This is a genomic window from Shinella sp. GW821-FHT11G07 (assembly GCF_058808115.1).
The window spans coordinates 278,115-298,792 of the sequence record NZ_JBXARJ010000007.1 but is presented as its reverse complement, the minus strand read 5'-3'; the positions used below and the strand labels follow the sequence as shown (position 1 = coordinate 298,792).

Annotated in this window: 22 protein-coding genes and 2 pseudogenes; 6 read left to right on the top strand and 18 right to left on the bottom strand. The window is 62.8% G+C overall.

Translation table 11 applies throughout. The annotated features are described in order from the left end of the window. Window positions 1-15 precede the first annotated feature (15 nt). From AC1RT2_RS16120 to AC1RT2_RS16035, 18 genes and pseudogenes are all read right to left on the bottom strand, one after another. Window positions 16-276, bottom strand: a pseudogene (locus AC1RT2_RS16120) (aminotransferase class III-fold pyridoxal phosphate-dependent enzyme); the annotation flags it as partial. Window positions 277-495: 219 nt separating this feature from the next. Beyond that, the gene (locus AC1RT2_RS16115) at window positions 496-1,230 is read right to left on the bottom strand and encodes an ABC transporter permease (protein WP_493103435.1); all 735 of its coding nucleotides are present in this window, start codon (window positions 1,228-1,230) and stop codon (window positions 496-498) included. Continuing rightward, window positions 1,220-1,630 (bottom strand): hypothetical protein, encoded by a 411-nt coding sequence (locus AC1RT2_RS16110; RefSeq protein WP_493103433.1) that lies wholly within the window; start codon window positions 1,628-1,630, stop codon window positions 1,220-1,222. Before AC1RT2_RS16110 ends, AC1RT2_RS16115 begins: the two co-directional genes overlap by 11 nt. Further along, window positions 1,566-1,916, bottom strand: a complete 351-nt coding sequence (locus tag AC1RT2_RS16105; RefSeq protein ID WP_493103521.1) for a hypothetical protein — start codon at window positions 1,914-1,916, stop codon at window positions 1,566-1,568. Before AC1RT2_RS16105 ends, AC1RT2_RS16110 begins: the two co-directional genes overlap by 65 nt. Continuing rightward, the gene (locus tag AC1RT2_RS16100) at window positions 1,817-2,059 is read right to left on the bottom strand and encodes an ATP-binding cassette domain-containing protein (protein ID WP_493103431.1); all 243 of its coding nucleotides are present in this window, start codon (window positions 2,057-2,059) and stop codon (window positions 1,817-1,819) included. The genes AC1RT2_RS16105 and AC1RT2_RS16100 overlap by 100 nt, the downstream gene beginning before the upstream one ends. Window positions 2,060-2,061: 2 nt before the next feature. Beyond that, window positions 2,062-3,144, bottom strand: coding sequence for an ABC transporter substrate-binding protein (locus AC1RT2_RS16095; protein ID WP_493103429.1), 1,083 nt, complete (start codon window positions 3,142-3,144; stop codon window positions 2,062-2,064). Between the two features lie 52 nt (window positions 3,145-3,196). Then, a complete protein-coding gene (locus AC1RT2_RS16090) occupies window positions 3,197-3,931 on the bottom strand; it encodes a maleate cis-trans isomerase family protein (RefSeq protein WP_493103427.1) in 735 nt (244 codons plus the stop codon). A gap of 18 nt (window positions 3,932-3,949) precedes the next feature. Beyond that, on the bottom strand, window positions 3,950-4,792 hold the full coding sequence (locus tag AC1RT2_RS16085; RefSeq protein ID WP_493103517.1) for an FAD-dependent monooxygenase: 843 nt from the start codon (window positions 4,790-4,792) through the stop codon (window positions 3,950-3,952). Next, window positions 4,789-5,115, bottom strand: coding sequence for an FAD-dependent oxidoreductase (locus tag AC1RT2_RS16080; RefSeq protein WP_493103425.1), 327 nt, complete (start codon window positions 5,113-5,115; stop codon window positions 4,789-4,791). The genes AC1RT2_RS16085 and AC1RT2_RS16080 overlap by 4 nt, the downstream gene beginning before the upstream one ends. 28 nt (window positions 5,116-5,143) lie before the next feature. Then, complete coding sequence (locus tag AC1RT2_RS16075; protein ID WP_493103515.1) at window positions 5,144-6,607, bottom strand: aldehyde dehydrogenase; 1,464 nt, start codon at window positions 6,605-6,607, stop codon at window positions 5,144-5,146. A 153-nt stretch (window positions 6,608-6,760) separates the two neighbouring features. Beyond that, on the bottom strand, window positions 6,761-6,889 hold the full coding sequence (locus tag AC1RT2_RS16070; RefSeq protein WP_493103422.1) for a hypothetical protein: 129 nt from the start codon (window positions 6,887-6,889) through the stop codon (window positions 6,761-6,763). Beyond that, a complete protein-coding gene (locus tag AC1RT2_RS16065; protein WP_493103418.1) occupies window positions 6,886-7,404 on the bottom strand; it encodes a cysteine hydrolase family protein in 519 nt (172 codons plus the stop codon). Before AC1RT2_RS16065 ends, AC1RT2_RS16070 begins: the two co-directional genes overlap by 4 nt. 71 nt (window positions 7,405-7,475) lie before the next feature. Beyond that, complete coding sequence (locus AC1RT2_RS16060; protein ID WP_493103416.1) at window positions 7,476-8,357, bottom strand: dihydroorotase; 882 nt, start codon at window positions 8,355-8,357, stop codon at window positions 7,476-7,478. A 351-nt stretch (window positions 8,358-8,708) separates the two neighbouring features. Then, window positions 8,709-8,983 (bottom strand): annotated as a pseudogene (locus AC1RT2_RS16055) (IS3 family transposase); the annotation flags it as partial. Between the two features lie 282 nt (window positions 8,984-9,265). Then, the gene (locus AC1RT2_RS16050; protein ID WP_493103414.1) at window positions 9,266-10,243 is read right to left on the bottom strand and encodes an extracellular solute-binding protein; all 978 of its coding nucleotides are present in this window, start codon (window positions 10,241-10,243) and stop codon (window positions 9,266-9,268) included. Between the two features lie 35 nt (window positions 10,244-10,278). After that, window positions 10,279-11,919 carry an ABC transporter permease gene (locus AC1RT2_RS16045; RefSeq protein ID WP_493103412.1) on the bottom strand — a complete coding sequence of 547 codons (1,641 nt, stop codon included), beginning with the start codon at window positions 11,917-11,919 and terminating at the stop codon, window positions 10,279-10,281. After that, on the bottom strand, window positions 11,916-12,977 hold the full coding sequence (locus tag AC1RT2_RS16040) for an ABC transporter ATP-binding protein (RefSeq protein WP_493103409.1): 1,062 nt from the start codon (window positions 12,975-12,977) through the stop codon (window positions 11,916-11,918). The genes AC1RT2_RS16045 and AC1RT2_RS16040 overlap by 4 nt, the downstream gene beginning before the upstream one ends. 26 nt (window positions 12,978-13,003) lie before the next feature. Continuing rightward, window positions 13,004-13,822, bottom strand: a complete 819-nt coding sequence (locus tag AC1RT2_RS16035; RefSeq protein WP_493103407.1) for an inositol monophosphatase family protein — start codon at window positions 13,820-13,822, stop codon at window positions 13,004-13,006. A 262-nt stretch (window positions 13,823-14,084) separates the two neighbouring features. On the opposite strand from AC1RT2_RS16035, the gene AC1RT2_RS16030 reads away from it, so the two are divergent. From AC1RT2_RS16030 to AC1RT2_RS16005, 6 genes are all read left to right on the top strand, one after another. Next, a complete protein-coding gene (locus AC1RT2_RS16030) occupies window positions 14,085-14,873 on the top strand; it encodes a DeoR/GlpR family DNA-binding transcription regulator (protein ID WP_444801556.1) in 789 nt (262 codons plus the stop codon). 185 nt (window positions 14,874-15,058) lie between these two features. After that, on the top strand, window positions 15,059-16,078 hold the full coding sequence (locus AC1RT2_RS16025; RefSeq protein WP_493103405.1) for an ABC transporter substrate-binding protein: 1,020 nt from the start codon (window positions 15,059-15,061) through the stop codon (window positions 16,076-16,078). Between the two features lie 111 nt (window positions 16,079-16,189). Beyond that, entirely contained in the window at window positions 16,190-17,872 is a 1,683-nt protein-coding gene (locus tag AC1RT2_RS16020) for an ABC transporter permease (RefSeq protein ID WP_493103403.1), read from the top strand. 5 nt (window positions 17,873-17,877) lie between these two features. Beyond that, window positions 17,878-18,975 carry an ABC transporter ATP-binding protein gene (locus AC1RT2_RS16015; protein ID WP_493103401.1) on the top strand — a complete coding sequence of 366 codons (1,098 nt, stop codon included), beginning with the start codon at window positions 17,878-17,880 and terminating at the stop codon, window positions 18,973-18,975. After that, complete coding sequence (locus AC1RT2_RS16010; protein ID WP_493103399.1) at window positions 18,972-19,829, top strand: inositol monophosphatase family protein; 858 nt, start codon at window positions 18,972-18,974, stop codon at window positions 19,827-19,829. Before AC1RT2_RS16015 ends, AC1RT2_RS16010 begins: the two co-directional genes overlap by 4 nt. A gap of 43 nt (window positions 19,830-19,872) precedes the next feature. After that, window positions 19,873-20,667: a MurR/RpiR family transcriptional regulator gene (locus AC1RT2_RS16005; protein ID WP_493103397.1), complete on the top strand. Its 795-nt coding sequence runs from the start codon at window positions 19,873-19,875 to the stop codon at window positions 20,665-20,667. Window positions 20,668-20,678: the final 11 nt, after the last annotated feature.

The window sequence follows — 20,678 nt, the reverse complement described above, 5'->3', positions numbered from 1 at the left end:
CGGGGCGAGCTGCATGGCTTCAGTTCCGGTGCTCACGAAAGAGGAGATCTCGCCGCAGGGCATCGTTTCGGCGATAAGCTCGGCCAGCCGCCCCTCACCCCGATGAACGCTTGCGGTGCGAAAACCCCGGTCGATTTCCGCCTTCAGGGCGGTTATGACCTCCGTCGGACTATGGCCGAGGATCAGCGGCCCGTAACCCATCGTATAGTCGATATATTCGTTGCCATCGACATCGGTGAGAGTGACGCCGCAGGCGTGCTCCATGGCGACTGGCATGGGCAGCTGTGCGGTGCGCGGCGTTGATGAAACGCCGTTGGCCAGATGCTGGACGGCGTAGTCCCTGTATTGCATGGAGTTTAAAAATACGGGCGTTTCACGATGCGTGATCATTAATCTTTTCCTTGATGGACAATCCGCAACAGGCGTATCATCCGTGTTTTCAGGCATGCGCGCTAGCCAGGACCGCCGCGCGAAAAATTCTCAGTGGTCGCCCGCTCAGAAAACGATGCGGCGCTTGGCGATGCCGACGATCGAATGCATAGTCATGTCGATGGCGGCGAGAACGATGAGGATGGCGAACATGCCGGCAATGTTGAACTGCAAGATCATCTTGCCGAGGCCCTTTTGCGCGCCGACGAATTCGGCAACGATGGCCCCGACAAGCGCGAAGACGACGCCAAGCCTGAGACCCGCGAACACATAGGGCAGTGAATTCGGCACACGCACCTTCAAGAGGATCTGAAGCCGGCTGGCACCGAAGGCCTTCAGCATCTGCACCTCGTCGCGGCCGGAGGCCTGCAGGCCTGCAATGAGGTTGACCAGCATCGGGAAGAAGGCGATCAGCGCCGCCATCACGAGCTTCGACGCGAGGCCGTAGCCGAACCATTGCAGGAAGATCGGCGCCAAAGCGACGCTCGGGATGGTCTGGAATGCGACGATGTAGGGCATCAGGCCGAGATCGAGCAAGCGGACCTGCGAGATCAACACGCCGCGCACGACGGCGATCGCGATGCCGAGGATATAGCCCATCAGCACCTCGTACATCGTCACCCAGAAATTGTCCCAGAACAGGGGATTTCCCAGCAGCGAGAACAGCTGTTTGCCCACCACGCTCGGCGCGGGCAGCACGAAGGCCGGCGTTACGCTTATCCAGACATAGAATTCCCAGCCCCCCGTCACGAGGAAGAAAACCAGGATGGCCTGTAGCAATTTCGAGCTTTCACGATACATGGGACGGTCTCCCGGAAATGGACGGCAGGTTGAGGGCGGCGGGGCGGCGGCAGGCCATCAATCGATCATCGAACTGTCGGCGAAGTGACCGCGGATACGGGCGAGCACGACGCCGGCACCACTGAGATCGCCAAGTTTGCGCTCGCGTGGGAGGCCGACGGGCACGATCTCGCTGATACGGCCGGGCCGCGGGCTCATCACCACCACCCGGTCGGCCAGGAATACGGCTTCGGGAATGGGTGACGAAGACCTCCGTCTTGCCGGAACGCAGCCAGATGCGTTGCAGCTCGGCGTTGAGGAACTCGCGCGTCATGGCGTCGAGCGCGCCGAAGGGCTCATCCATCAGCAGCACCTTCGGATCGCGCACAAGCGCCCGGCAGATGCCGGCGCGCTGGCGCATACCCCCCGGAAAGCTCCCGGGGGTACTTTTTCTCGAAACCCTTGAGGCCGATCATCTCCATGAGGTCAAGGGCCCGTTTGGTGTAGACCTTGATGTCCATGCGCACCAATTCGGCCGGCAGCATGATGTTTTCGAGGATCGTGCGCCACGGCAGCAGCGTGGGTTCCTGAAAGACGACCCCGACTTCTAGAGACGGCTTTGTGATGGCGACATTGCCGAGCAGTGCCTCCCCGGAAAAGCCGCCCTCAGTCCCGCGCGGATTTTCAGGAGGGTGGTCTTGCCGCATCCAGACGGTCCGACCAGGGCGATGAATTCACCATCGGCAATGTCCAGGTTGACCCGGTCGAGCGCCACCGTATCCCCACCCCGCGTGGGATAAGTCTTGCACAGGCCGTTGATGCGGATCAGCGGTTGGGAAATGCTATCCATCGTCATCTCTTTCCGTCGGGGTAGCCCCCTGATTTCTTCTCGACGATCGCCTTTACGTCGAACTTGTAGATTTCGGGCATCAGGGATGCATCCCAGACCTGGGAAACGGCGAGCTTCTTTTCAGTCTGTCCGGTTTCATTCGCGAAGGTCAGCAGGGCTTCCCAACGCTCTTCCGGCAGGTTTAGCCAATCGCCCCACTTCGCCGGATCCTGCTCGCCGGGTATCGAATCGCCCAGCGCGATCATCATGGCCTCGGCCGTGTTCTTGGCGTCCTGGCTGGTGGGATCGGCAGCGCCCGCAAGCTGCGGGAACTCGGCGAAGGCTAGTTTCAAGGCGCTGTCGGGATAAAGCTGCGTGTAAACGATACCTTTGTAGGCGGCGCGCGCGAAACCAGCGAGCTCTTTACCGCGGGTCACAAGCGTCTTTTCACTGGTGACCATCGTCACGCTGAACAGCTTTTCCCTCTCCGCCGGACGGGCGAGCAGGTCGAGATCGACGCCGTTCTGGCGCATGACGGTAAAGCTGTCTGAATAGCTGTCGACGGCATCCACCTGGTCCGCACTGAGGGCCGCAGCGGCACGGGCGCCAGCGCCGACCGGAACAACCGTCAGGTCGGCCTCGGTGAGACCCGCGATCTTCAGGTTGGCACGCAGATCCGCATAGGAGGCGGACGCAAGGCTGATGACGCCGATGCGCTTGCCCTTGAGATCGTCGATCGTCTTGATGGCCGAGCCCTTGGGAACGCCGATGAAATAGGGCCATTTCACAGTGATGCCGGCAAATGCTTTGAGGCCGACCCCTTTGTCGATGGCGGCTGCGATGGCGGCGGAGGAGGCATAGCCGATATCAGCGGAGCCGGATGCGACGGCCTGCAACGCGGCGGTGGAGCCGTCGGTCTGCAGGATCTCCGGGCTCAACCCCTCTTCGGTGAAGTAGCCGAGCTGCTTCGGGATGGCATAGGTGAAGGTTTCCTCGGCGGCAGTCAGCGTGTTGCGCGCCAGAGCCAGCGTGAAGTTGTCTTCCGCCTGCGCGGAGGCCGCAAAGCCGATGCACAGTGCCAAGACAGTCAGAAGTTTGCGTTTCATTTGTATCCCCTATGGTTTCAGGTTTGGTCAGTTTTGCATTCGCCGCGTTCCATCAATCCGGAAGGCTGGCCGGCATGACAGCGCGCATCCAGGCGGAGGCCGCCCCCCAGTTGCGAGTGAGGCTCCAGACACTGCAGATATTGGAGGCAAGCACAGGGGCCGGGATTTCCGCCGCCGTCGTCGCCAGCATGTCGACGGTGCGCATGCCGGTGCCACTGAGGATGATCGCGCCGCCCTCCGCCACGTCCATGCGCTTGAGGGCGTTGCCGATCTCCTCCGGCGTCACGCGGTAGGCCACGAGGTCGTCCTCGAACTGGCTAACGCTGTGAACCTGATAGCCCGCCTCCTTCCAGTAGCCGATGGCGAGCTGGGTCTGGACGTTCGGATAGGGCGACATCAGGCTGACTGTGTCGATGCCGAGCGCTTTCAGCATCCGGTCGATGGCGATGGTGCCGGTCTCGACCGGAATGCCGGCCTGGTCGGACAGCCGGTCGCAAAGCTCGCGGTCGCCCATCGGCGACAGGCGGTATTGCGAGCCGGTGAGCGCGATGGCGATGGCGTCGAGCTTCAGCGCGCCGAAGCCCTTGATCATCTGCGGGAAGCTCTCGACATAGCCACGATTGCGGTCGTCGAGCGTTCCCGGCAGGACCGGCAGGCGCATGGTATGGAGCGCGGCATCCGCCGGCAGCAGCACCGGATATTCGATCTCGACGGTCGGGTTGGCCGGCGGCACGAGCGCGCCGAAGCAGAATTTCGGGGCCGGCAAGGGCGGAAGATGAGCGGTCATGGATACGTTCCCCTTGAATTAAGCGCGCGCCGGAAGATCAACCATGTCGAGCATCGCGGTCTCCGCGAGATAGGCCGCGCCCTTTTCCTTGCTGGAAAGCAGGCCTTCGACCTTTTCGATCCAGGCTTTTTCCTGCGACACCATGGTATCGGTGCGCGGCAGGAGCATTTCCCTGGCGACCCGGTGGCGCTCGGCGGCGGCCGTTTCGAGCCCGCCCGCATCGCCGTTCGCCAACGCCTCCACCATCGCATTGGCGATGACGAGCCCGTCGTGGATGCCGCAGTTCATGTTCATGCCGCCGCGCATGTTCGTCACGTGCAGGGCATCGCCGGCGAGGTAGACGTTGCCGCTCCCCGGCGCGGAGGCCAGGCACTTGCGGGCCGCATAGCAATCCTTGTCGACGACGTTCGGCATGCGGAAACCGGGAAGGAGGGTGTCGAGGCGCTCCACCGCCCATTCGTCCGTCAGCGCGGTCTCCTCGGAAATGCCCTCGGGCACGCGCAGGATGACGCGCCAGTTGTCCGGCATGTGCAGGAAGCTGACCGAATGAGTTTTTCCCACCAGATAGGTGACGGGTCCGAGATCCGGCACGACGTCGTGGATGCTGTCGTCGGTGCGGATGCGCAGCTGGAAGCCCGGATAGGCCGCGCCGTCGAAGGCGATGCCGACCGACTGGCGAACCGCGCTGTGTGCGCCGTCGGCACCGAGCAGCAGCCGGGCCGACAGGCTTTGCCGCCGGCCGTCCTGCTCCAGCGTCACGGTGACGCCGTGGCCATGGTCCTCGACGCCGACATATTCAGTATCGAAGCTGAAATCCACGTTCGGATAGGTCTTCAGCCGTTCCGAGAGGAGCGGCGTCAGCAGCGACTGTTCCAGATGCTTGCGGAACGGATAGGCGTCACGCCTTCCAGCAGGTCGAAGGTAAGTTCGCCGAGAACGCCGCCCTCCACCGTGCGGTATTGCAGGCGGTCGATATGCAGCGCCTGACGGCTGAACGCCTCATAGACGCCGACGCGGTCGAGAACATCCAGCGTCGGCGCATGGAAGGTCGAGGCCTTCGACACCTGGTTCAGTTGCTCGCGCTTTTCGAAGACGGAAATCTTCAATCCGGCCTTGGCCAGAACCAGCGCGGCCACCAACCCGACCGGCCCGGCCCCTGCGACGATGACGTCACGATCCAACATGATCTGATCCTTCACGGGTTCCAGCGGTTCAGCGGCGAACGAAGGGATTGGGAATGTTGGTCTCGGTGGAGATCCAGACGCTCTTCACCTCCATGTATTCCTTCATGCCGGCGATGCCGCATTCCCGCCCGATACCGCTCATCTTGAAGCCGCCGAAGGGCGAGGTGACGCTGGTGGAGCGGTAGTTGTTGATCCAGATCGTGCCGGCGCGCACCCGGTTGGACATGTTGATGGCGCGGCCGATGGACTGGGTCCAGATGCCGGCGGCAAGGCCGAATTCGATATCGTTGGCGATGCGCACGGCATCGTCCTCGTCCTTGAAGCGGATGATGGAGAGGATCGGGCCGACCACCTCCTCCTGCGCGATGCGCATGCCGTTGTCGACATCGACGAAGACGGTCGGCTCGAAGAACAGGCCGTTCGGGCAACCCGGAACGTCTGCGGGCTTGCCGCCCAGCGCGAGCTTCGCGCCGTCGGCAAGGGCGACCTCCACGTAGGACTTCACTTTCTCGAACTGCGGGCGGGTGGAAATCGGCGTGATCTGCGAATCGTGATCGGCGGGATGGCCGAACTTCGCCTGCCTGACCATCTCCAGAAGACGCTCGACGAAGACGTCGTGGATGCTCTCCTGCACCAACAGGCGCGAGCCGGCGACGCAGGTCTGGCCGGAAGCGGCGAAGATGTCGGCGATGGCACCCTTCAGCGCATTGTCCATGTCGGCGTCTTCGAAGACGATGTTGGGCGACTTGCTGCCGAGCTCCAGCGTCACGCGCTTCATGTGCTTGGCCGCCGTCTCGTTGATGATCCGGCCGGCGATCGGCCCGCCGGTGAAGGCGATGCGCTCGACATGGCGATGGCTCACCAGCGCATCGCCGACCTCGGCGCCAAGGCCGGTGATCACGTTGACGACACCCTTGGGAAGGCCGGCGCGGTCGAAGATCTTCATCAGCTCGATCAGCGAGGCGGAGGTGAATTCCGAGGGCTTCAGCACCACCGTATTGCCGGCGGCGAGCGCCGGCGCGATCTTCATGCTGGCGAGCGGCAGCGGCGAATTCCACGGCGTGATGCAGGCGACGACGCCGAGCGGCTCGTATTTGGTGTAGTTCAGCACGCCCGGCTTGTCGGTCGGGATGACCGAGCCCTCGATCTTGTCGGCGAGGCCGCCGTAATAATAGTAGTAGTTCGCGATATAGCGCATCTGCATCGACAGTTCGGCGATCAGCTTGCCGTTGTCGCGCTGCTCGACATAGGCGAGCCAGTCGGCATTTTCGGAAACGAGATCGCCGATCCGGCGCAGCAGCGCGCCGCGCTGGCTGGGATTGAGCTTCGGCCATTCGCCTTCCGTGAAGGCGCGATGGGCGGCATTGGCGGCGCGGTCCACGTCTTCCACCGAACCGCGGGTGATGCGCGCCCAGACCTCGTTCGTGACGGGATCGACGGAATCGATCAGGTCGCGTCCGTCCGTCGCGGTGAATTCGCCGTCGATATACATGCTGTAGAGACGCACGCCCTCGGCATCGACCGAGGTCTGCGGCAGGGAGGTTTCGGGCGCCTTGGGCGTGGTGAGGATCGTGTTCATCGGTCGTTTCTTCCAGTGCCGGGGGACGGTTGAAGGGGCGGCTTAGCGGCGCGGCTCGCGGACGGGCTAGGCCCGCAGATATTCGGCGACCTCCCCCTGCGGAATGACGTCCGCATATTTGCAGTTGAGGTCGAACAGGTTGATCGCGTGGCTCGCCTCGAAGCGGTCGAAGGCGGCTTCCTCCAGTATGATCACCTTGAAATTGAAGGAATAGGCGTCGACCGCGGTGGCGCGGAGGCAGCCGACGTGGTGCAGCCGACAAGGATCAGCGTATCGACGTCGAGGAAGTTCAGCTGGCTCATGAAAGTCGTGCCGAAGAAGCAGGACGGCTTCTGCTTGGAGATCAGCATGGCCTGCGGGTGCGGCGCGATCGGCTCCACCGTCCTTGTGTCATGGGTGCCGGCGACCACGGTCTTCTCGCCGCCGCGATGGTTCTTGCCGACCTGCACGCCCGAATCCAAGAGATCGGGACGGCGGCCGCTTTCGGTGTAGAACACCAGCAGGTTCTTTTCGCGCGCCAGTTCCAGCAGCGGCACGATGTGCTCCACCGCCGCCCAGGCCTCGCGGCCGCAATGGGTGCGGTACTGCTTCAGGCCTTCCAGGATGTCCTCGGGCTTGTCGCCGCAAAAATTGTACTGCATGTCGATGATGAACAGCGCCGGACGCGTGCCGAATCCGCCGCGCTTGCCGTAGCCGGCGGCCTTCAGCACCTACTGGTCGCGCTCCGTCAGAAAACGGTCCTAGATTCTCGTGTTTGTGGTCATTTCAAGCTCGCTTCTGTTCAGGATTTGGGCGAAAGGCGGTTGAGGTAGCGCCCCCAGGGGGCGGCGCGCGCCGCGTCGGTGATGCGGCCGTCAAGCATGACGGCGCGACCGCGTACCAGAGTGCGCACCGGCCAGCCCTTGAGCGTCATGCCCTGATAGGGTGAATAGTCGGAGAAAGATTCCGACACCGCGTGATCGAGGGTCCGTTCCAGATTGGGATCAACGATCAGCAGGTCCGCATCCTTGCCGACCGCGATCGCCCCCTTCGACGGCATGTTGTAGATCCTGGCCGCGTTCGAGGCCGTCAGTTCCACGATCTTGTCCAGTGACAAGCCCCTGCGGTGACAGCCCTCGTGCGGCAAGAGCGGCAGGACGAGGCCGGAACCCGGAAAGCCGGCGCTGGCGCCCCAGATGTCCTTATCCTTGGTCTCACGCTTACGGGCGACGTGATCCGAGCCGATCGTGGTGACGGAGCCATCGAAGACTCCACCCCACAGGGCCTCGATATCGGCGCGGCCGCGAACGGGCGGGTTGACCTTGGCGAGGACGCCTGCCGGCCAGGCATCGTCGATCACGAGATAATGCGAGCAGGTCTCGACATGGATCGGCGGGCCGGCGCGGCCGCGCATCTTGCGCTGCTGGCGCACGATCTCCAGCGAGTCGCCGCTGCTCATATGCACGATATTGACAGGCGTACCGGTCTGGGCCGCGAAATAGCAGACGCGGAAGACGTTTTCGGCTTCGAGGAAACCGGGGCTCTGCTCATTCCACGCCGCAAGGTCGTTGCGGCCCGCCATCTTCAGCGGCTGGCGGAGGATCGGGATCACCTCGACATTCTCGCAGTGGACGCCCATGACCGCGCCCGGAATGGCGGCCGTCGCCCTGAGCGCGGTGAACAACAGCGCGTCGTCGATCTCGGTGAAGCCCTTGGCGGCTCCGGCCGCCCCCCCTTATACATCATATAAAGTTTGAAGGAGGAGACGCCGAAACGGCGCGCGACCTCGTCGAGCGTCTCGACATGCAACTGGCTCGCCAGGCCAAAATGCAGCCCGAAATCAACGCAACTCTGCGTCTCCGCCCGTTCAGCGGAGGATTAATTTTGCTATACTAAGATAGAATTACAATCATTCTTTGGTAACCTAGCGTTGCTTGTTATTCTCTCTTAAAGCGCGTTCTACGGCATCGATTTATCGGACATGCTGTGAAAAGTGTCAATCGCCAGAACATTTGGCTCGGCTTTGATCGCGGATAGCTGGGCCGCTATTGCTGATCGGACGCGGCTTGTCACAGGCAGAAGCGGCCAGCGCCATGTCCAGCGTGCCAGTGACGCTTAGTGCCGTATTGGGCTTCGCATTTTCCAGTTAGATCCAGCCCCAGACGATGATTTGAAATAGGTGAAGTCGGTCTGCCACATCTCGTTGGGGACGGGTGATTTTGATATGGTGCGCGTTAGCCGCCTTTATCACCATGTAGGCCGGCCGTTGATCAGGTCTTGGGCCTTGAGCAGCCGGTAAAAGCAGGTTTCTTACAAGACGCGATTTAGTTTCGATTTCACGCACCCATCGCACCGCCTCGTCAAGGCTGACCCACGTGAGAATGCGCTCTCCTTTTTCCATGAATTTTTCGATGAAGGCCGTGGCGTCAATCTGGAAGGCATCGACGATGCAGGGAACGATGTCTCCTTCGTCGAGCAGCTTTAGTTACAAGCGGCGTGCGGACGGGAGAACTGTCCGCACGCCGCCCCAGTTCGCAAGGAAGCCGACGCTTGAAGCGCGGACCTCTGCCGGTTCCTTGCGCGGGAGGCTCGTTACTCGCTGGAACCGGCCTTCGGCAGGTTGGCCCATTCGGCGAGGAATGCGTCACGGCTCTTTGCGGCCTCGTCCTCATTGATCTTGAAGATTTTGATCGAGGAGAGTTCCGGCAGCTTCACATAATCGGAGACCTTGATATCCGTGCGGCTCGGGCGGCGGAAGGCCACCTTCAGAAGTTCGATCTGCGCTTCCTTGGAAAGCAGCGCGTCGATCGCCTTCTTCGCGTCGCCACCGGCCGGCGCACCCTTTATCAGCGCCGCATATTCAAGCGTCGTGAAGGTGCCGGACGTCGGGTAGGCGATACTGATTTCCGCCTGGCCCCCATCGACATAGCTGTAGCTGTTCGTCTCGAAGGTCAGGCCAACGGCGTATTCGCCCATGGCGACGCCCTTCGGCACGGCCGAAGAGGAGGACGAGACGACAAGGTTGGAAACGAGCGCCTTGTAGGTTTCCGTGTCGAGCAGCCTGGAGAGGCCCCAGACGATCGTGTAGCCGGTCGAGCTGTTTGCCGGATCGGGCAGGATGATGCGGCCCTTCCACGACGGATCGGCGAGGTCCCTCCAGTCGGCGGGCGCGGTGGCGCCGTTCAGCTGGTCGGTGTTGACCATCACGGTCACGACATGGACGTTGGCCGGCTGGAAATAGTCTTCCGGAACGCGCAGGTCCGCGGGCATGGCGGCCAGCTCCGGCGAGGCATAGGGTTCCAGCACCGTCCTGAAGGCGCCCATCGTGTTGGCAGAAGACGACCAGAAGACGTCGCCCTGGGGAGCCGCGTTCTCTGCCTCGATGCGGCGCAGCAGCACGCCGCTGCCGCCTGTGATGATGCCGGTGGTCAGGCCCGCCTTCTCCTTGATTACGGCCTGCACCGCTTCGACGGCCGGCACCGGATTGGTAGTGTAGATGACCGGATCGGCGGCCTGCGCGCCGGTGACAAGGCCGGCAAGCATGAGGGTAGTCGCGGCAAGTTTCTTCATGACAGTTCCTCTCTTTTCGTTTTGGGGTCGGGTCTTCATTTCGAGGCGAACAGGTCCACCTTGAACACGGTCGTGGCGATGACGACCGGCAGCAGGATCACGGCGACGAGCACCAGACCATAGGCTGAGGCGTAGGCCATCAGGCCGGAGTCGATCAGCCGGAAGATCTGGATCGGCAGGGTTTCGCGGCCGCCGGAATAGACGAGCAGCGAGGCTGACAGTTCGGAAACCGTGGTCGTCCAGGTCAGGATGGCGGCCGAGGCGACGGCGGGCAGCATCATCGGCAGCACGACGCGCAGAAAGGTGCGGAACGGCGGCGAGCCGAGGCTGATCGAGGCTTCCTCGATCGAGTTCGGGATGTTGTGCAGGATCGCCTGGCCGTTGCGCATGCCAAAGGGCATGCGGCGGATGACATAGGCGAGCACGATGATCGTCGAGGTGCCGGTCAGCGCCAGAAAGCCGCCATTGAACGAGGCGAGCAGGCCGACGCCGAGGACCGTCCCGGACAAAGCCAGCGGAATGGCCGAGACGTAGTCGATCCAGGGCGTGACGAGATTCGGCTTCTTGACGACAAGATAACTGACCAGCGTCGAGAAGGCGACCGAGATGACGGTGGCAATGCCGGCATAGAGGATCGAATTGACCAGCGGACCGGGTGCCGTGATGAAGACGCGCGCCATGTTGTCGAGCGTCCACTCGCCCCAGCGCATGACCGGGCCGCGCGAGACCGTGAAGGCACCGACGGCGATGGTGACGAGCGGCAGCAGCGAGATGGCGACCACGATGCCCGCAGCTGCGCTGACCAGCACGCCCTGCCCGCCCTTGAGCGGCTGGGGTTTTGCGCCCCTCCCCTGCACGATCTCGTAGCGGCCCCTGGCGATGATGCGACGGTTGATGAACAGCACGCCCATCACGATCAGCACCGAGACACTGGCAAGCGTGCTCTGCATGGTGAGGTTGCTCGCACCTTCCGCCACCGCGGCCTGGTAGATCGCGACCGAAAGCAGCGGCACGTTGTGGCCGAGAATGGTCGAGATGGCAAAATTGCCGATGACCATGGTGAAGACGAGCAGCGCCGAGGCAAGAATGGCAGGCCGGATGACCGGCAGCATGACGTGCATTCGCGAGCGGGCTGGCGCCGTACCGAGGCTCTGGGCAGCTTCTTCCAGCTGCGCATCGAATTTTCCGATCGCCGCCACCGTGCCGATGTAGACATAGGTGTAGTAGATGAAACTCATCGAGGTGATGAGGCCGAACCAGCCGTAAAAGCTCGGCAGGAAGATGCCGTAGCCCTTGAGGAACCGGGTGATGACGCCGTTGTTGCCGAGGATCATCAGCCAGGTCTGCGCCGTCACGACTTCCGGGATGACGAGGGTGATGAGCGGCAGGAGCGTGATGAACAGCTTGCCGCGGAAGCGGTAACGTGCCGAGACATAGGCGAGCGGCACGCCGATCAGCGTGGAAAACAGCGTAACGATGCAGGCGAGCATCAGCGTGTTGCCGATGGCGGCGAGGCTGCGCCCGTCCTCCACAAGCTGCAGCCAGCCCGAGCGCCCTTCACCGACGAAGCTCGCGGTGAAGATGTAGAGCAGCGGATAGAGGACGAAGACGCCGAGAAGGGTGAGCGCCAGGGCGGAAAGCCAGGGCCAGGGGGAGCGGAAAGCCGAGTGGTTCATGACCGGATCACCCGTGCCGCCGCCGGATCGAAGCCGAGATGGACATGGGCGCCCGGAAGGAAGGCATCATGCCCCGCGCCGTGCATTTCGGCGTTGAGCACAAGACCACCGGCGCATTCAACGCTATAGCTGGTGCGCGCGCCGAGATATTGCCGGCCGCGCACGGTCGCCGGCAGCGATTGTAGGCCGGACGCAGGGGCGGCGGAAATCTTCAGGTCTTCCGGGCGCAGAACCAGCACGCCGCGATCTGCCAAGCCTTCCAAGGCATCGGTCGCGGTGAGGCGATTGCCGGCGACATCTACCTCGACGAAGCCGGCGGAGGCCGGGCGCACAGTAACCTCGGTGCGGTTCGCCGCACCGACGAAATCGGCGACGTAGCCCGTGCTCGGCGTCGCATAAATCTGCTGCGGCGTGCCGAGCTGCTCGACCTTGCCCTTGTTCATCACGCCGATCAGGTCGGACATGGAAAGGGCTTCCTCCTGGTCGTGCGTCACGAAGACAGTGGTGATGTTCGCCTCGCGCTGCAACTCGATGATCGTCTCGCGGATCTGCACGCGCAGCTTCGCATCGAGGTTGGAGAGCGGCTCGTCCATCAGGAGTACTGCCGGCTTGATGACGAGGGCGCGGGCAAGTGCCACGCGCTGGCGCTGGCCGCCGGAAAGCGCTGCCGGATGACGGGAGAGCAAATGACCGAGGCCGACACGTTCAAGGGCTGCCTTCACTTTTTGCTCGACACCCGCGCCCTTTTCTCCGCGGGCGCGCAGACCGTAGGCGACATTGTCGGCGACCGTCTTGTCAGGGAAGAGCGCGTAGTCCTGGAACACCATACCGATGGCGCGCTTGTGCGGCGGAAGCTCAGTGACATCGCGACCGCCAAAGCGGATCTGGCCACCGCTTGCCGGCGCGAAGCCCGCAATGGTGCGCAACAACGTGGTCTTGCCGCAGCCGGAGGGGCCGAGCAGCGTGAAGAAGCAGCCTTCCGGTATATCGAGCGACAGGCCGGAAATGACGGTCTCGGCGCCGTATTTCACCGAGAGATTGGAAATCGCTATGCCCATGGGTTCCCCCTTCTTTGTCTTCAAGGCTACGCGTGGACCGGGGTGGCCGGTTGGGCCTTCAGGTCCGTGATGAGATCGAGCGCCTGCCGGTGCACCTTGGCATCACCCGCGCCTAGCAACTGGCCAGAGCTTTCAAGCGTCAGCGGCTGGCCGGCCCAGTCCGTGACGATACCGCCCGCCCCTTCGACGATGGGCCGGAAGGGGGCGAAATCGAAAACTTTCTGGCCGCCATCAATTGCAAGATCGGTGCGGCCATCGGCAAGCAGGCCATAGTTGAGGCTTGCCCCGCCATAGACGCGCGCGCTGGTGACGGCCCGCAGCCGGTCGAGCGCCGGGCGCTCTCTCAGCGCAAAATAATCCTGGTTGCTGTTGGTCATGATCGCCTGGGCGAGCGAGGGGCAGGAACGCACACGAACGGGCGTACCGTTGCGCGTCGTCGGCCGGCCTTCCGCGCCGATCCAGCGGGAATCGATGGCCGGAATGTCGATGACGCCGAGGCGCGGCACGCCGCCGACAGCGAGCGCGATCAGCGTGCCGTAGACCGGCATGCCGGCGATGAAGGCCGTCGTGCCGTCGATCGGATCGAGCACCCAGACATGCTCGCTGCCGGGACGAACCCAATCACGCTCCTCGCCGATGATGCCGTGAGAGGGGTAGCGCGCGGAAATCATCATCCGCAGCCGGTCCTCGATCAGAATATCCATCGCCGTGACGAGGCTGCGATCCGGTTTCACCGAGACGTCGACGCGTGCCAGGTCGTTTTCCCGGAGCACAGCGCGGGCGACCTCTGCCAGCTCCACGGCGAATGCCACATGCTGATCTGCGATAGGGGCGGCGTTGATCATTCTCTCTTTGGCACTTTCCCGGTTTCGAGCAGCCGCCATCGCTCCCACAAGTCATGCAGGTTGGCGTGCCGGTGATGCTTTCCGACCGATTGATGGATTCGTGTGGGCCATTTCCGGCGCCTGAAATTTACCTACATGGATTTCATCAATGTGGCAATATGTGTTTTAATTGGCAAAATGAGTTTTTATGAGGCAACCCACATGGCACTTGTGGCAAAGCGAGGCGTCGCGTATCAATGATACCGGTTCGGGAGACGTCGTGATGTGGCAAGAAGAGCGTCAACAGAAAATCCGGTCGCTGCTTGCAGCCTATGGTCAGGTGTCCATCGACCGTATCGTCGACGATTTCGGCGTCTCGCGTGAAACGATCCGCCGCGACCTCATGGAAATGGAAGTGGCGGGCGAATTGCGCCGGGTGCGCGGTGGCGCGGTTCCGGTGGCGCGCGAGGACACGACCTTCGACGTGCGCATCACGCTGCGCCTGCAGGAGAAGCGCACGATCTGCGCCACCGCCCTCGGCTTCCTCGAAAGCGGCCAGACGATCTTCATGGATGCCGGCTCGACCAGCTCGACGATGGCCGAGGCACTTGCCGGTCCGAGCGGGCTCACCAACCTCACCATCCTCACCAATTCCATCGACGTCGCGAGCCAGCTGACGGAGCGACAAGGCGAGCTTTCGCGCGGCACGCGCGTCATTCTGCTTGCCGGCAATGTGAAGCAGGACCCGATGGAAACCTATGGCGAAGCCACCATCAACGATATCCAGCGTTACCGCGCGGATATTGCGCTGCTCGCCCCTTGGGGCGTCGATGCCACGATGGGTGCGATGAACTATTTTTTGCACGGCGCCGAGATCGCGCGCGCCATGGTGCGCAATTCCGGGCGCACGATCATCCTCGCCGATCATTCGAAAGTGGGCGTCGTCAGCCGCTCGGTCTTCTGCGAGACCGCAGAGATGGCCCATCTCATCACCGATGCGAAAGCTCGCCAGAAGCCCGGCTTCGAAGCGCTGGCCGCCGCCGTGCCAGGCCTCGTGGTCGCGGGTGAATAGGCCGTGTGTCATGGCCTGGTTTCCGAGCTCAAGTTACATGTCGAAAAGAAAATGTAGCTTACCTACATTTATTTTGACAAATGTAGATTTCTTAATTATACCGACAATCACGCACGGCGAGTGAGACCTGAAGGCTTCGGAAAAAGCTTTCTAAGGGGCCGTGGCGTTCACCTGGAGGAAATCATATGAAACGCCGTTTCGCGCTGGCTTCAGCGCTCGTAGTCCTGTGCTCGCATGTCTTTTCGGCCGGTAGCGCCGACGCTGCGGGAATGACCGTCTATTGCCCCATGTCGGAAGACGATTGCGGCGCCGTGCTGAAGGCCTTCAAGGACGATACGGGCATCGAGGCGCAGTTCGTGCGCATCGGCGCTGGCGAAATCCTCGCCCGTATCCGCGCTGAAAAGGCCAATCCGCAGGCAGGCCTCTGGCTGGCGGGTGCCGCGGACAACTTCATTCAGGCCGCCAGCGAAGGGCTTCTCGCCGCACACAAGGCGACCGGTGTCGACAAGGTCGACCAGCGCTACACCGACAAGGACGGCCGCTGGACGCCGATTTCGCTGTCGCCCATCGTCTTCGCCTATAGCCAGCAGGTGCTGGACGAAATCGGCGCCAAGCCGCCGACGAGCTGGAAATCGTTCGCCGATCCGGCTTTCAAGGAGAGCGTCGCGCTCGCGCACCCGGCGGCATCCGGCACCGCCTATGTGGCACTCGCCTCCATGATCCAGCTCCTCGGCGAGGAGCCGGCCTTCACGCTGATGAAGGAGATCGACAAAAACGTCGTGCAGTATACCCGCTCCGGCGTCGCGCCCTCCCGCATGGTCGCCAACAACGAGATCGCGCTCGCCATGGCCTACACGCAGGACATCGAGGCGGCCCTCGCGCAGGGGTATCCGGTCGGCTACTCCTTCCCAGAAGAAGGCACCGGTTTCGAAGTGAATGCCGCCGCCGCTATTGCCAATGCACCGGAGGATCAGGCCAAGGGCGCTTCTGCCTTCCTCGACTGGGTGCTGACCGAAAAGGGCCAGGCCGCCATCGGCGCGACCTTCCGCGGGCCGATCATTCCCGGTTACAAGAACCCCGAAGCCAAGATCAACCTCTCCAATGTGAAGATGATCGACTACTATTTCACCTGGGCCGGAGAGAACCGAGCACGCCTGCTGGAGCGCTACGAAAACGACGTGCGCCACAAGGCCGACGCCAAGTAACAGCAGGCAGGAGCATTCCCGCTTTTCTCCGAAGCGGGAATGCTCCTGCCGTTTTGTTTTATGCGATTCCGAGCGGAAAGCCGTTCCTGGAATTGCCCAAGGAGCCCCCGCATGACCCTCGTCTCGCAAGCGACCCCGTCCGGAAGGACCGGGACATCGCCGGCCTTCCTGCGCAAGATCGTCGTCGACCCGTGGCTGTTCGGTATTTTTGCCCTCGTCACGCTCTCCGTGCTGGTCTTCGCCGTTCTGCCGATCTTCACCGTCATGAAGCAGGCCGTCATCACCGAGCACGGTTTCGATTTCGGCGTGCTGATCGACACGCTGTCGCAGCGCTTCGTCTGGGAATCACTGTTCAACACGCTGCTGCTCGGCGCGACCTCGGCTGTGATCGCCACTGCTGCCGGCTTCCTGCTCGCCTTTTCTGCGACCCGCACCACCATGCCGGGCAAAGCCTTCGTGCATGGCGTGGCGCTGCTGCCGATCATCTCGCCGCCCTTCGTCATGGCGCTTGCGGTGGTCATCCTGTTCGGCCGCTCGGGCCTCATCACCCGCGAATTGCTGGGCATCCGCAATGCCAATGTCTACGGCTTCCATAGCCTGGTGTTGATCCAGTCGCTCGCCTTCACGCCGATCGCCTATCTCAACATCCGCGGCATGCTGCAATCGATCGACACCGCGCTGGAGGATGCGTCCGCCTCGCTCGGCGCTTCGCGCTGGACAACCTTTTCGCGCGTGACATTTCCGCTGGTAACACCGGCGATCCTCTCGTCGACACTGCTCGTCTTCGTCAAATCGGTCGAGGATTTCGGCAATCCGATGCTGATCGGCGGCAACTACAACACGCTTGCCGTCGAGGCCTATTCGCAGATGGTGGGCTATTTCAACCTGCAGGCCGGCGCACTGCTCGCGAGCCTCATGCTGGTTCCCTCCATGACGGCCTTCCTCGTCCATCGCTACTGGGTGAGCAAGCGCAGCTACGTCACCGTCACCGGCAAGCCGTCCGCCCAGACGATCCGCATTTCCGGCGGGGTCGTGGTGCCGCTGGCGCTTGCCTGCTACGCCATCGTCTTCGCCATCCTGCTGTTCTACCTGACGGTGGTCTACGTCTCCTTCACCAAGCTGCCGGGCGTCAACAACACGCTGACGCTCGACCACTACGCGACCGTCTTCACCGCCGGTTTCCAGACGCTCAGCAATTCGCTCCTCCTGGCAGGCATAGCGACACCGATCACCGCCGTCGCCGGCATACTGATCGCCTATCTTTTGATCCGCAAGGCCTTCCCGGGCAGCTTCCTTCTGCGCTGGGGTACGCTGCTCTCCTTCGCGGCGCCCGGCACCATTCTCGGCATCGGCTATGTCAGCACCTTCAACGCACCACCGCTGCTGTTGACCGGCACTGCCCTCATCGTTGTCGCCGCCATGGTGGTGAAGAACCTGCAGGTCGGCATCGAGGCAGGCTCCAACCAGCTGCGCCAGATCGACAAATCGATCGAGGAGGCTTCCGCCATCCTCGGCGCCTCGAACACGCGGACCTTCTTCCAGGTCACGCTGCCGCTCCTGAAGCCCGCGCTGTTCACCTCGTTCTCCTATGCGCTCACGCGCTCGCTGACGACGCTTTCGGCAGTGATCTTCCTCGTCTCGGCCAACTGGACGCTGATCACGGTCACCATCCTGTCACAGGTGGAAACACTCAAGCTCGGCGTCGCGGCGGCCTATTGCAGCATTCTCGTCTTCGTCGTGCTCACCATCCTGGCGGTCATGCAGCTCATTCTCAATTCGACATCGAAGAGGTAGTCCCCATGTCGAAAGTCATCTTCTCCAATATCACCAAGCGGTTTCCCGGCGTTGCCGGCGCCACCGCCGTCGACCGGCTCAACCTGACCATCGAGGAGGGCACGCTCGTCACCCTGCTCGGCCCGTCAGGCTGCGGAAAAACCACGACGCTGCGCATGCTCGCCGGTTTCGAGACGCCGTCGGACGGTACGATCACCATCGGCGGGCGCGACGTCACCAATGTGCCGGTCAATGCCCGCAATGTCGGCATGGTGTTCCAGAGCTACGCCCTCTTCCCGCACATGACAGTGCGCGAAAACGTCGAATACGGCGTGCGCCTCCTCAACATCACCCGCCACGTGATGAAGGATCGCGTCGACGCCATCCTTGATACCATGGCGCTCACACAATATGCCGACCGCTCGCCGTCCCGTCTCTCCGGCGGCCAGCAGCAGCGCGTAGCGCTTGCCCGCGCCGTCGTCACCGAGCCGAAGGTGCTGCTGTTCGACGAGCCGCTCTCCAATCTCGACGCGCAGCTGCGCGAGCGCATGCGCGACGAGCTGCGCGCCATCCAGCTGCGCCTCGGCATCACCAGCCTCTATGTCACCCACGACCAGAGCGAGGCCATGGCGATCTCCGACCGCGTCGTCGTCATGCGCAACGGCGTGATCGAACAGGACGATAGCCCACTCAACGTCTACTCCCGCCCCGGCACCGGCTTTGTCGCAGAATTCATGGGCAAGGCGAACATCCTCAACTGCAAGGTCGAGACGATGGACGAGACGACGGTTCGCGTGCGCATCGCCTCAACGGTCGCCTTTACGCTGGCGCGCGGCAATCGCGCCTTCAAGCCGGGTGAGGCCTTGCGATGCGTCGTCCGACCGGAGCATATCCGCGTTGACCCCGCCGGTACGATGGAGGCGAAGGTGCGCCGCGTCGTCTTCCAGGGCGCCTATGTCGAATATCTCACGGACCTCGAAGGCCAGGAATGCGTCTTCCTCGACACGGACTATTACAAGTCCGGCGTCGCCGAGGTCGGCAAGACGCTCAAACTCTCCATCGACAGCCGGCCGGTCTGGATCCTGCCGGAAACGGAAACCGCCGTACTGGGAAAAGCCGCATGATCCTCATCAAGCCCACGACCAACGATCTCCACGAAATGATCACGACTGTCGCCTGTGAAGCAGCCCTCGCCGCCGGCATCGTCGCGCACCGGGGTTTCGTCAATGCGAGCCCGGAAGCGCTAGCAACGGAACAGAAGGCCGGCTTCTTCGATATCGTGACGGCCTCCGACAGGGCCACGGAAAGGGCAGCCTGCGACACCATCTGGTCGCGCCTGCCAGCCTCGCGCATCCTTGGTGAAGAAGGCGGCTGGCAGGGCGAAGGTGACATAACCTGGATCATCGATCCGATCGACGGCACCAGCAACTTCGCCTCGGGCCTGCCCTTCTTCTGCGTCTCCATAGCCGCCTACCATCTCGGCAAGCCGGTCTGCGGCATCGTTTACGACCCGGTTCGCGAAGAGCTGTTCATGGCGAGTGGCGGACGCCTGACGCTGAACGGCGAGCCGGTCAAGCCCTTCCTGCGCGGGCGCACCGACCGCGAGGTCGAGGTGCTGACGAACGCCCCTTACGAAGGTGAGCGCCCCTCGCGCGCGGCGCAGGAAAACCATGCTGATCTCGTCAACGCCTTCCGCGCCGTGCGCCGGCTCGGCTCTTGCGCGCTGCATCTCGCCTACGTCGCCATCGGACGTGCGGCGATCGCCTATGAATCGAAATTCAGCGCCTGGGACATCGCCGCCGGCATCCAGCTCGTCGAGGCGGCGGGCGGACAGGTCGTCGCACAGGATGCGGACGGTCTCCGCATCGAGCCCCGCGAAGATGCACTGGCATCCGTCAAAAGGCTCGTTGTGGCGCAGGCTGGTTTTGACTATCAATCGTCCTGCCTGTCGACGCTGATGACAGACGGAACATTGTAGTCTTCAAGCGCGAAAGCATCGCCATGCCGGAACAAAGCGTTTCATGCTCGACCTGATCAGGCAGTCCCTCGCCCAGTTCACGCCCGCCGAACGCAGGATCGCTGAAGCGATCCTCGATACACCGAGCACGGCCATCACCTGGTCGATCACCGATGCTGCGCGCATCGCCAAGGTCAGCGAGCCGTCGATCATCCGCTTCTGCCGGCGGCTCGACTGCGACGGGTTTCCGGATTTCCGCCTGAAGCTCGCCCAGCAACTGGCCGTGCGTCAGGCGCCGGCGAGCATGGCAGAAAGCGGCGACGACCCGTTCACCGGCCTCGTCGACGATGTCTTCAACCGAGCCGCACAATCGCTGCATGAGGCTCGCCACGACCTCGACCTCGAGTCCCTCCGCCGCGCCGTCGACCTTCTCGCGGACGCCCGCCGCATTGATGTCTACGGCTATGGCGGATCGGGCTTCCTGGCAGGCGAGGCACAGCATCGCCTCGCTTCGCTCGGCATCGCCAGCGTCGCCTATTCCGACCCGACCCTGCAGATGGTTTCGGCCCCGCGCCTGACATCCGAGGACGTACTCTTCGTGCTTTCCTTCTCCGGCCGCACCAGCTACCTGATCGGAAACATGGAGATTGCCAAGAAGGCTGGCGCGCGCATTCTTTCCATCGCGCCCGGCGGCTCTGTCGTCGCTTCGCTCGCCGACGAGAACATCAACCTCAACGCCTACCGCGCCTCTACCCACCCACTCATCGTACCGACCGGCCGCGCACCGATGTATGTGATGCTGGACGTGCTCTTCGCCCTGCTTGCACGCAAATGCGATGTTGCGGCGACGCAAGGTTGAAGCCTCTGCTT

Bases quoted from the DNA above. Each gene is read 5' to 3' on its own strand.
- AC1RT2_RS16115 (WP_493103435.1), bottom strand. From the start codon at position 1,230: ATGTATCGTGAAAGCTCGAAATTGCTACAGGCCATCCTGGTTTTCTTC.
- AC1RT2_RS16110 (WP_493103433.1), bottom strand. From the start codon at position 1,630: ATGCGCCAGCGCGCCGGCATCTGCCGGGCGCTTGTGCGCGATCCGAAG.
- AC1RT2_RS16105 (WP_493103521.1), bottom strand. From the start codon at position 1,916: ATGCGGCAAGACCACCCTCCTGAAAATCCGCGCGGGACTGAGGGCGGC.
- AC1RT2_RS16100 (WP_493103431.1), bottom strand. From the start codon at position 2,059: ATGGATAGCATTTCCCAACCGCTGATCCGCATCAACGGCCTGTGCAAG.
- AC1RT2_RS16095 (WP_493103429.1), bottom strand. From the start codon at position 3,144: ATGAAACGCAAACTTCTGACTGTCTTGGCACTGTGCATCGGCTTTGCG.
- AC1RT2_RS16090 (WP_493103427.1), bottom strand. From the start codon at position 3,931: ATGACCGCTCATCTTCCGCCCTTGCCGGCCCCGAAATTCTGCTTCGGC.
- AC1RT2_RS16080 (WP_493103425.1), bottom strand. From the start codon at position 5,115: ATGTTGGATCGTGACGTCATCGTCGCAGGGGCCGGGCCGGTCGGGTTG.
- AC1RT2_RS16075 (WP_493103515.1), bottom strand. From the start codon at position 6,607: ATGTATATCGACGGCGAATTCACCGCGACGGACGGACGCGACCTGATC.
- AC1RT2_RS16050 (WP_493103414.1), bottom strand. From the start codon at position 10,243: ATGAAGAAACTTGCCGCGACTACCCTCATGCTTGCCGGCCTTGTCACC.
- AC1RT2_RS16045 (WP_493103412.1), bottom strand. From the start codon at position 11,919: ATGAACCACTCGGCTTTCCGCTCCCCCTGGCCCTGGCTTTCCGCCCTG.
- AC1RT2_RS16040 (WP_493103409.1), bottom strand. From the start codon at position 12,977: ATGGGCATAGCGATTTCCAATCTCTCGGTGAAATACGGCGCCGAGACC.
- AC1RT2_RS16035 (WP_493103407.1), bottom strand. From the start codon at position 13,822: ATGATCAACGCCGCCCCTATCGCAGATCAGCATGTGGCATTCGCCGTG.
- AC1RT2_RS16030 (WP_444801556.1), top strand. From the start codon at position 14,085: ATGTGGCAAGAAGAGCGTCAACAGAAAATCCGGTCGCTGCTTGCAGCC.
- AC1RT2_RS16025 (WP_493103405.1), top strand. From the start codon at position 15,059: ATGAAACGCCGTTTCGCGCTGGCTTCAGCGCTCGTAGTCCTGTGCTCG.
- AC1RT2_RS16020 (WP_493103403.1), top strand. From the start codon at position 16,190: ATGACCCTCGTCTCGCAAGCGACCCCGTCCGGAAGGACCGGGACATCG.
- AC1RT2_RS16015 (WP_493103401.1), top strand. From the start codon at position 17,878: ATGTCGAAAGTCATCTTCTCCAATATCACCAAGCGGTTTCCCGGCGTT.
- AC1RT2_RS16010 (WP_493103399.1), top strand. From the start codon at position 18,972: ATGATCCTCATCAAGCCCACGACCAACGATCTCCACGAAATGATCACG.
- AC1RT2_RS16005 (WP_493103397.1), top strand. From the start codon at position 19,873: ATGCTCGACCTGATCAGGCAGTCCCTCGCCCAGTTCACGCCCGCCGAA.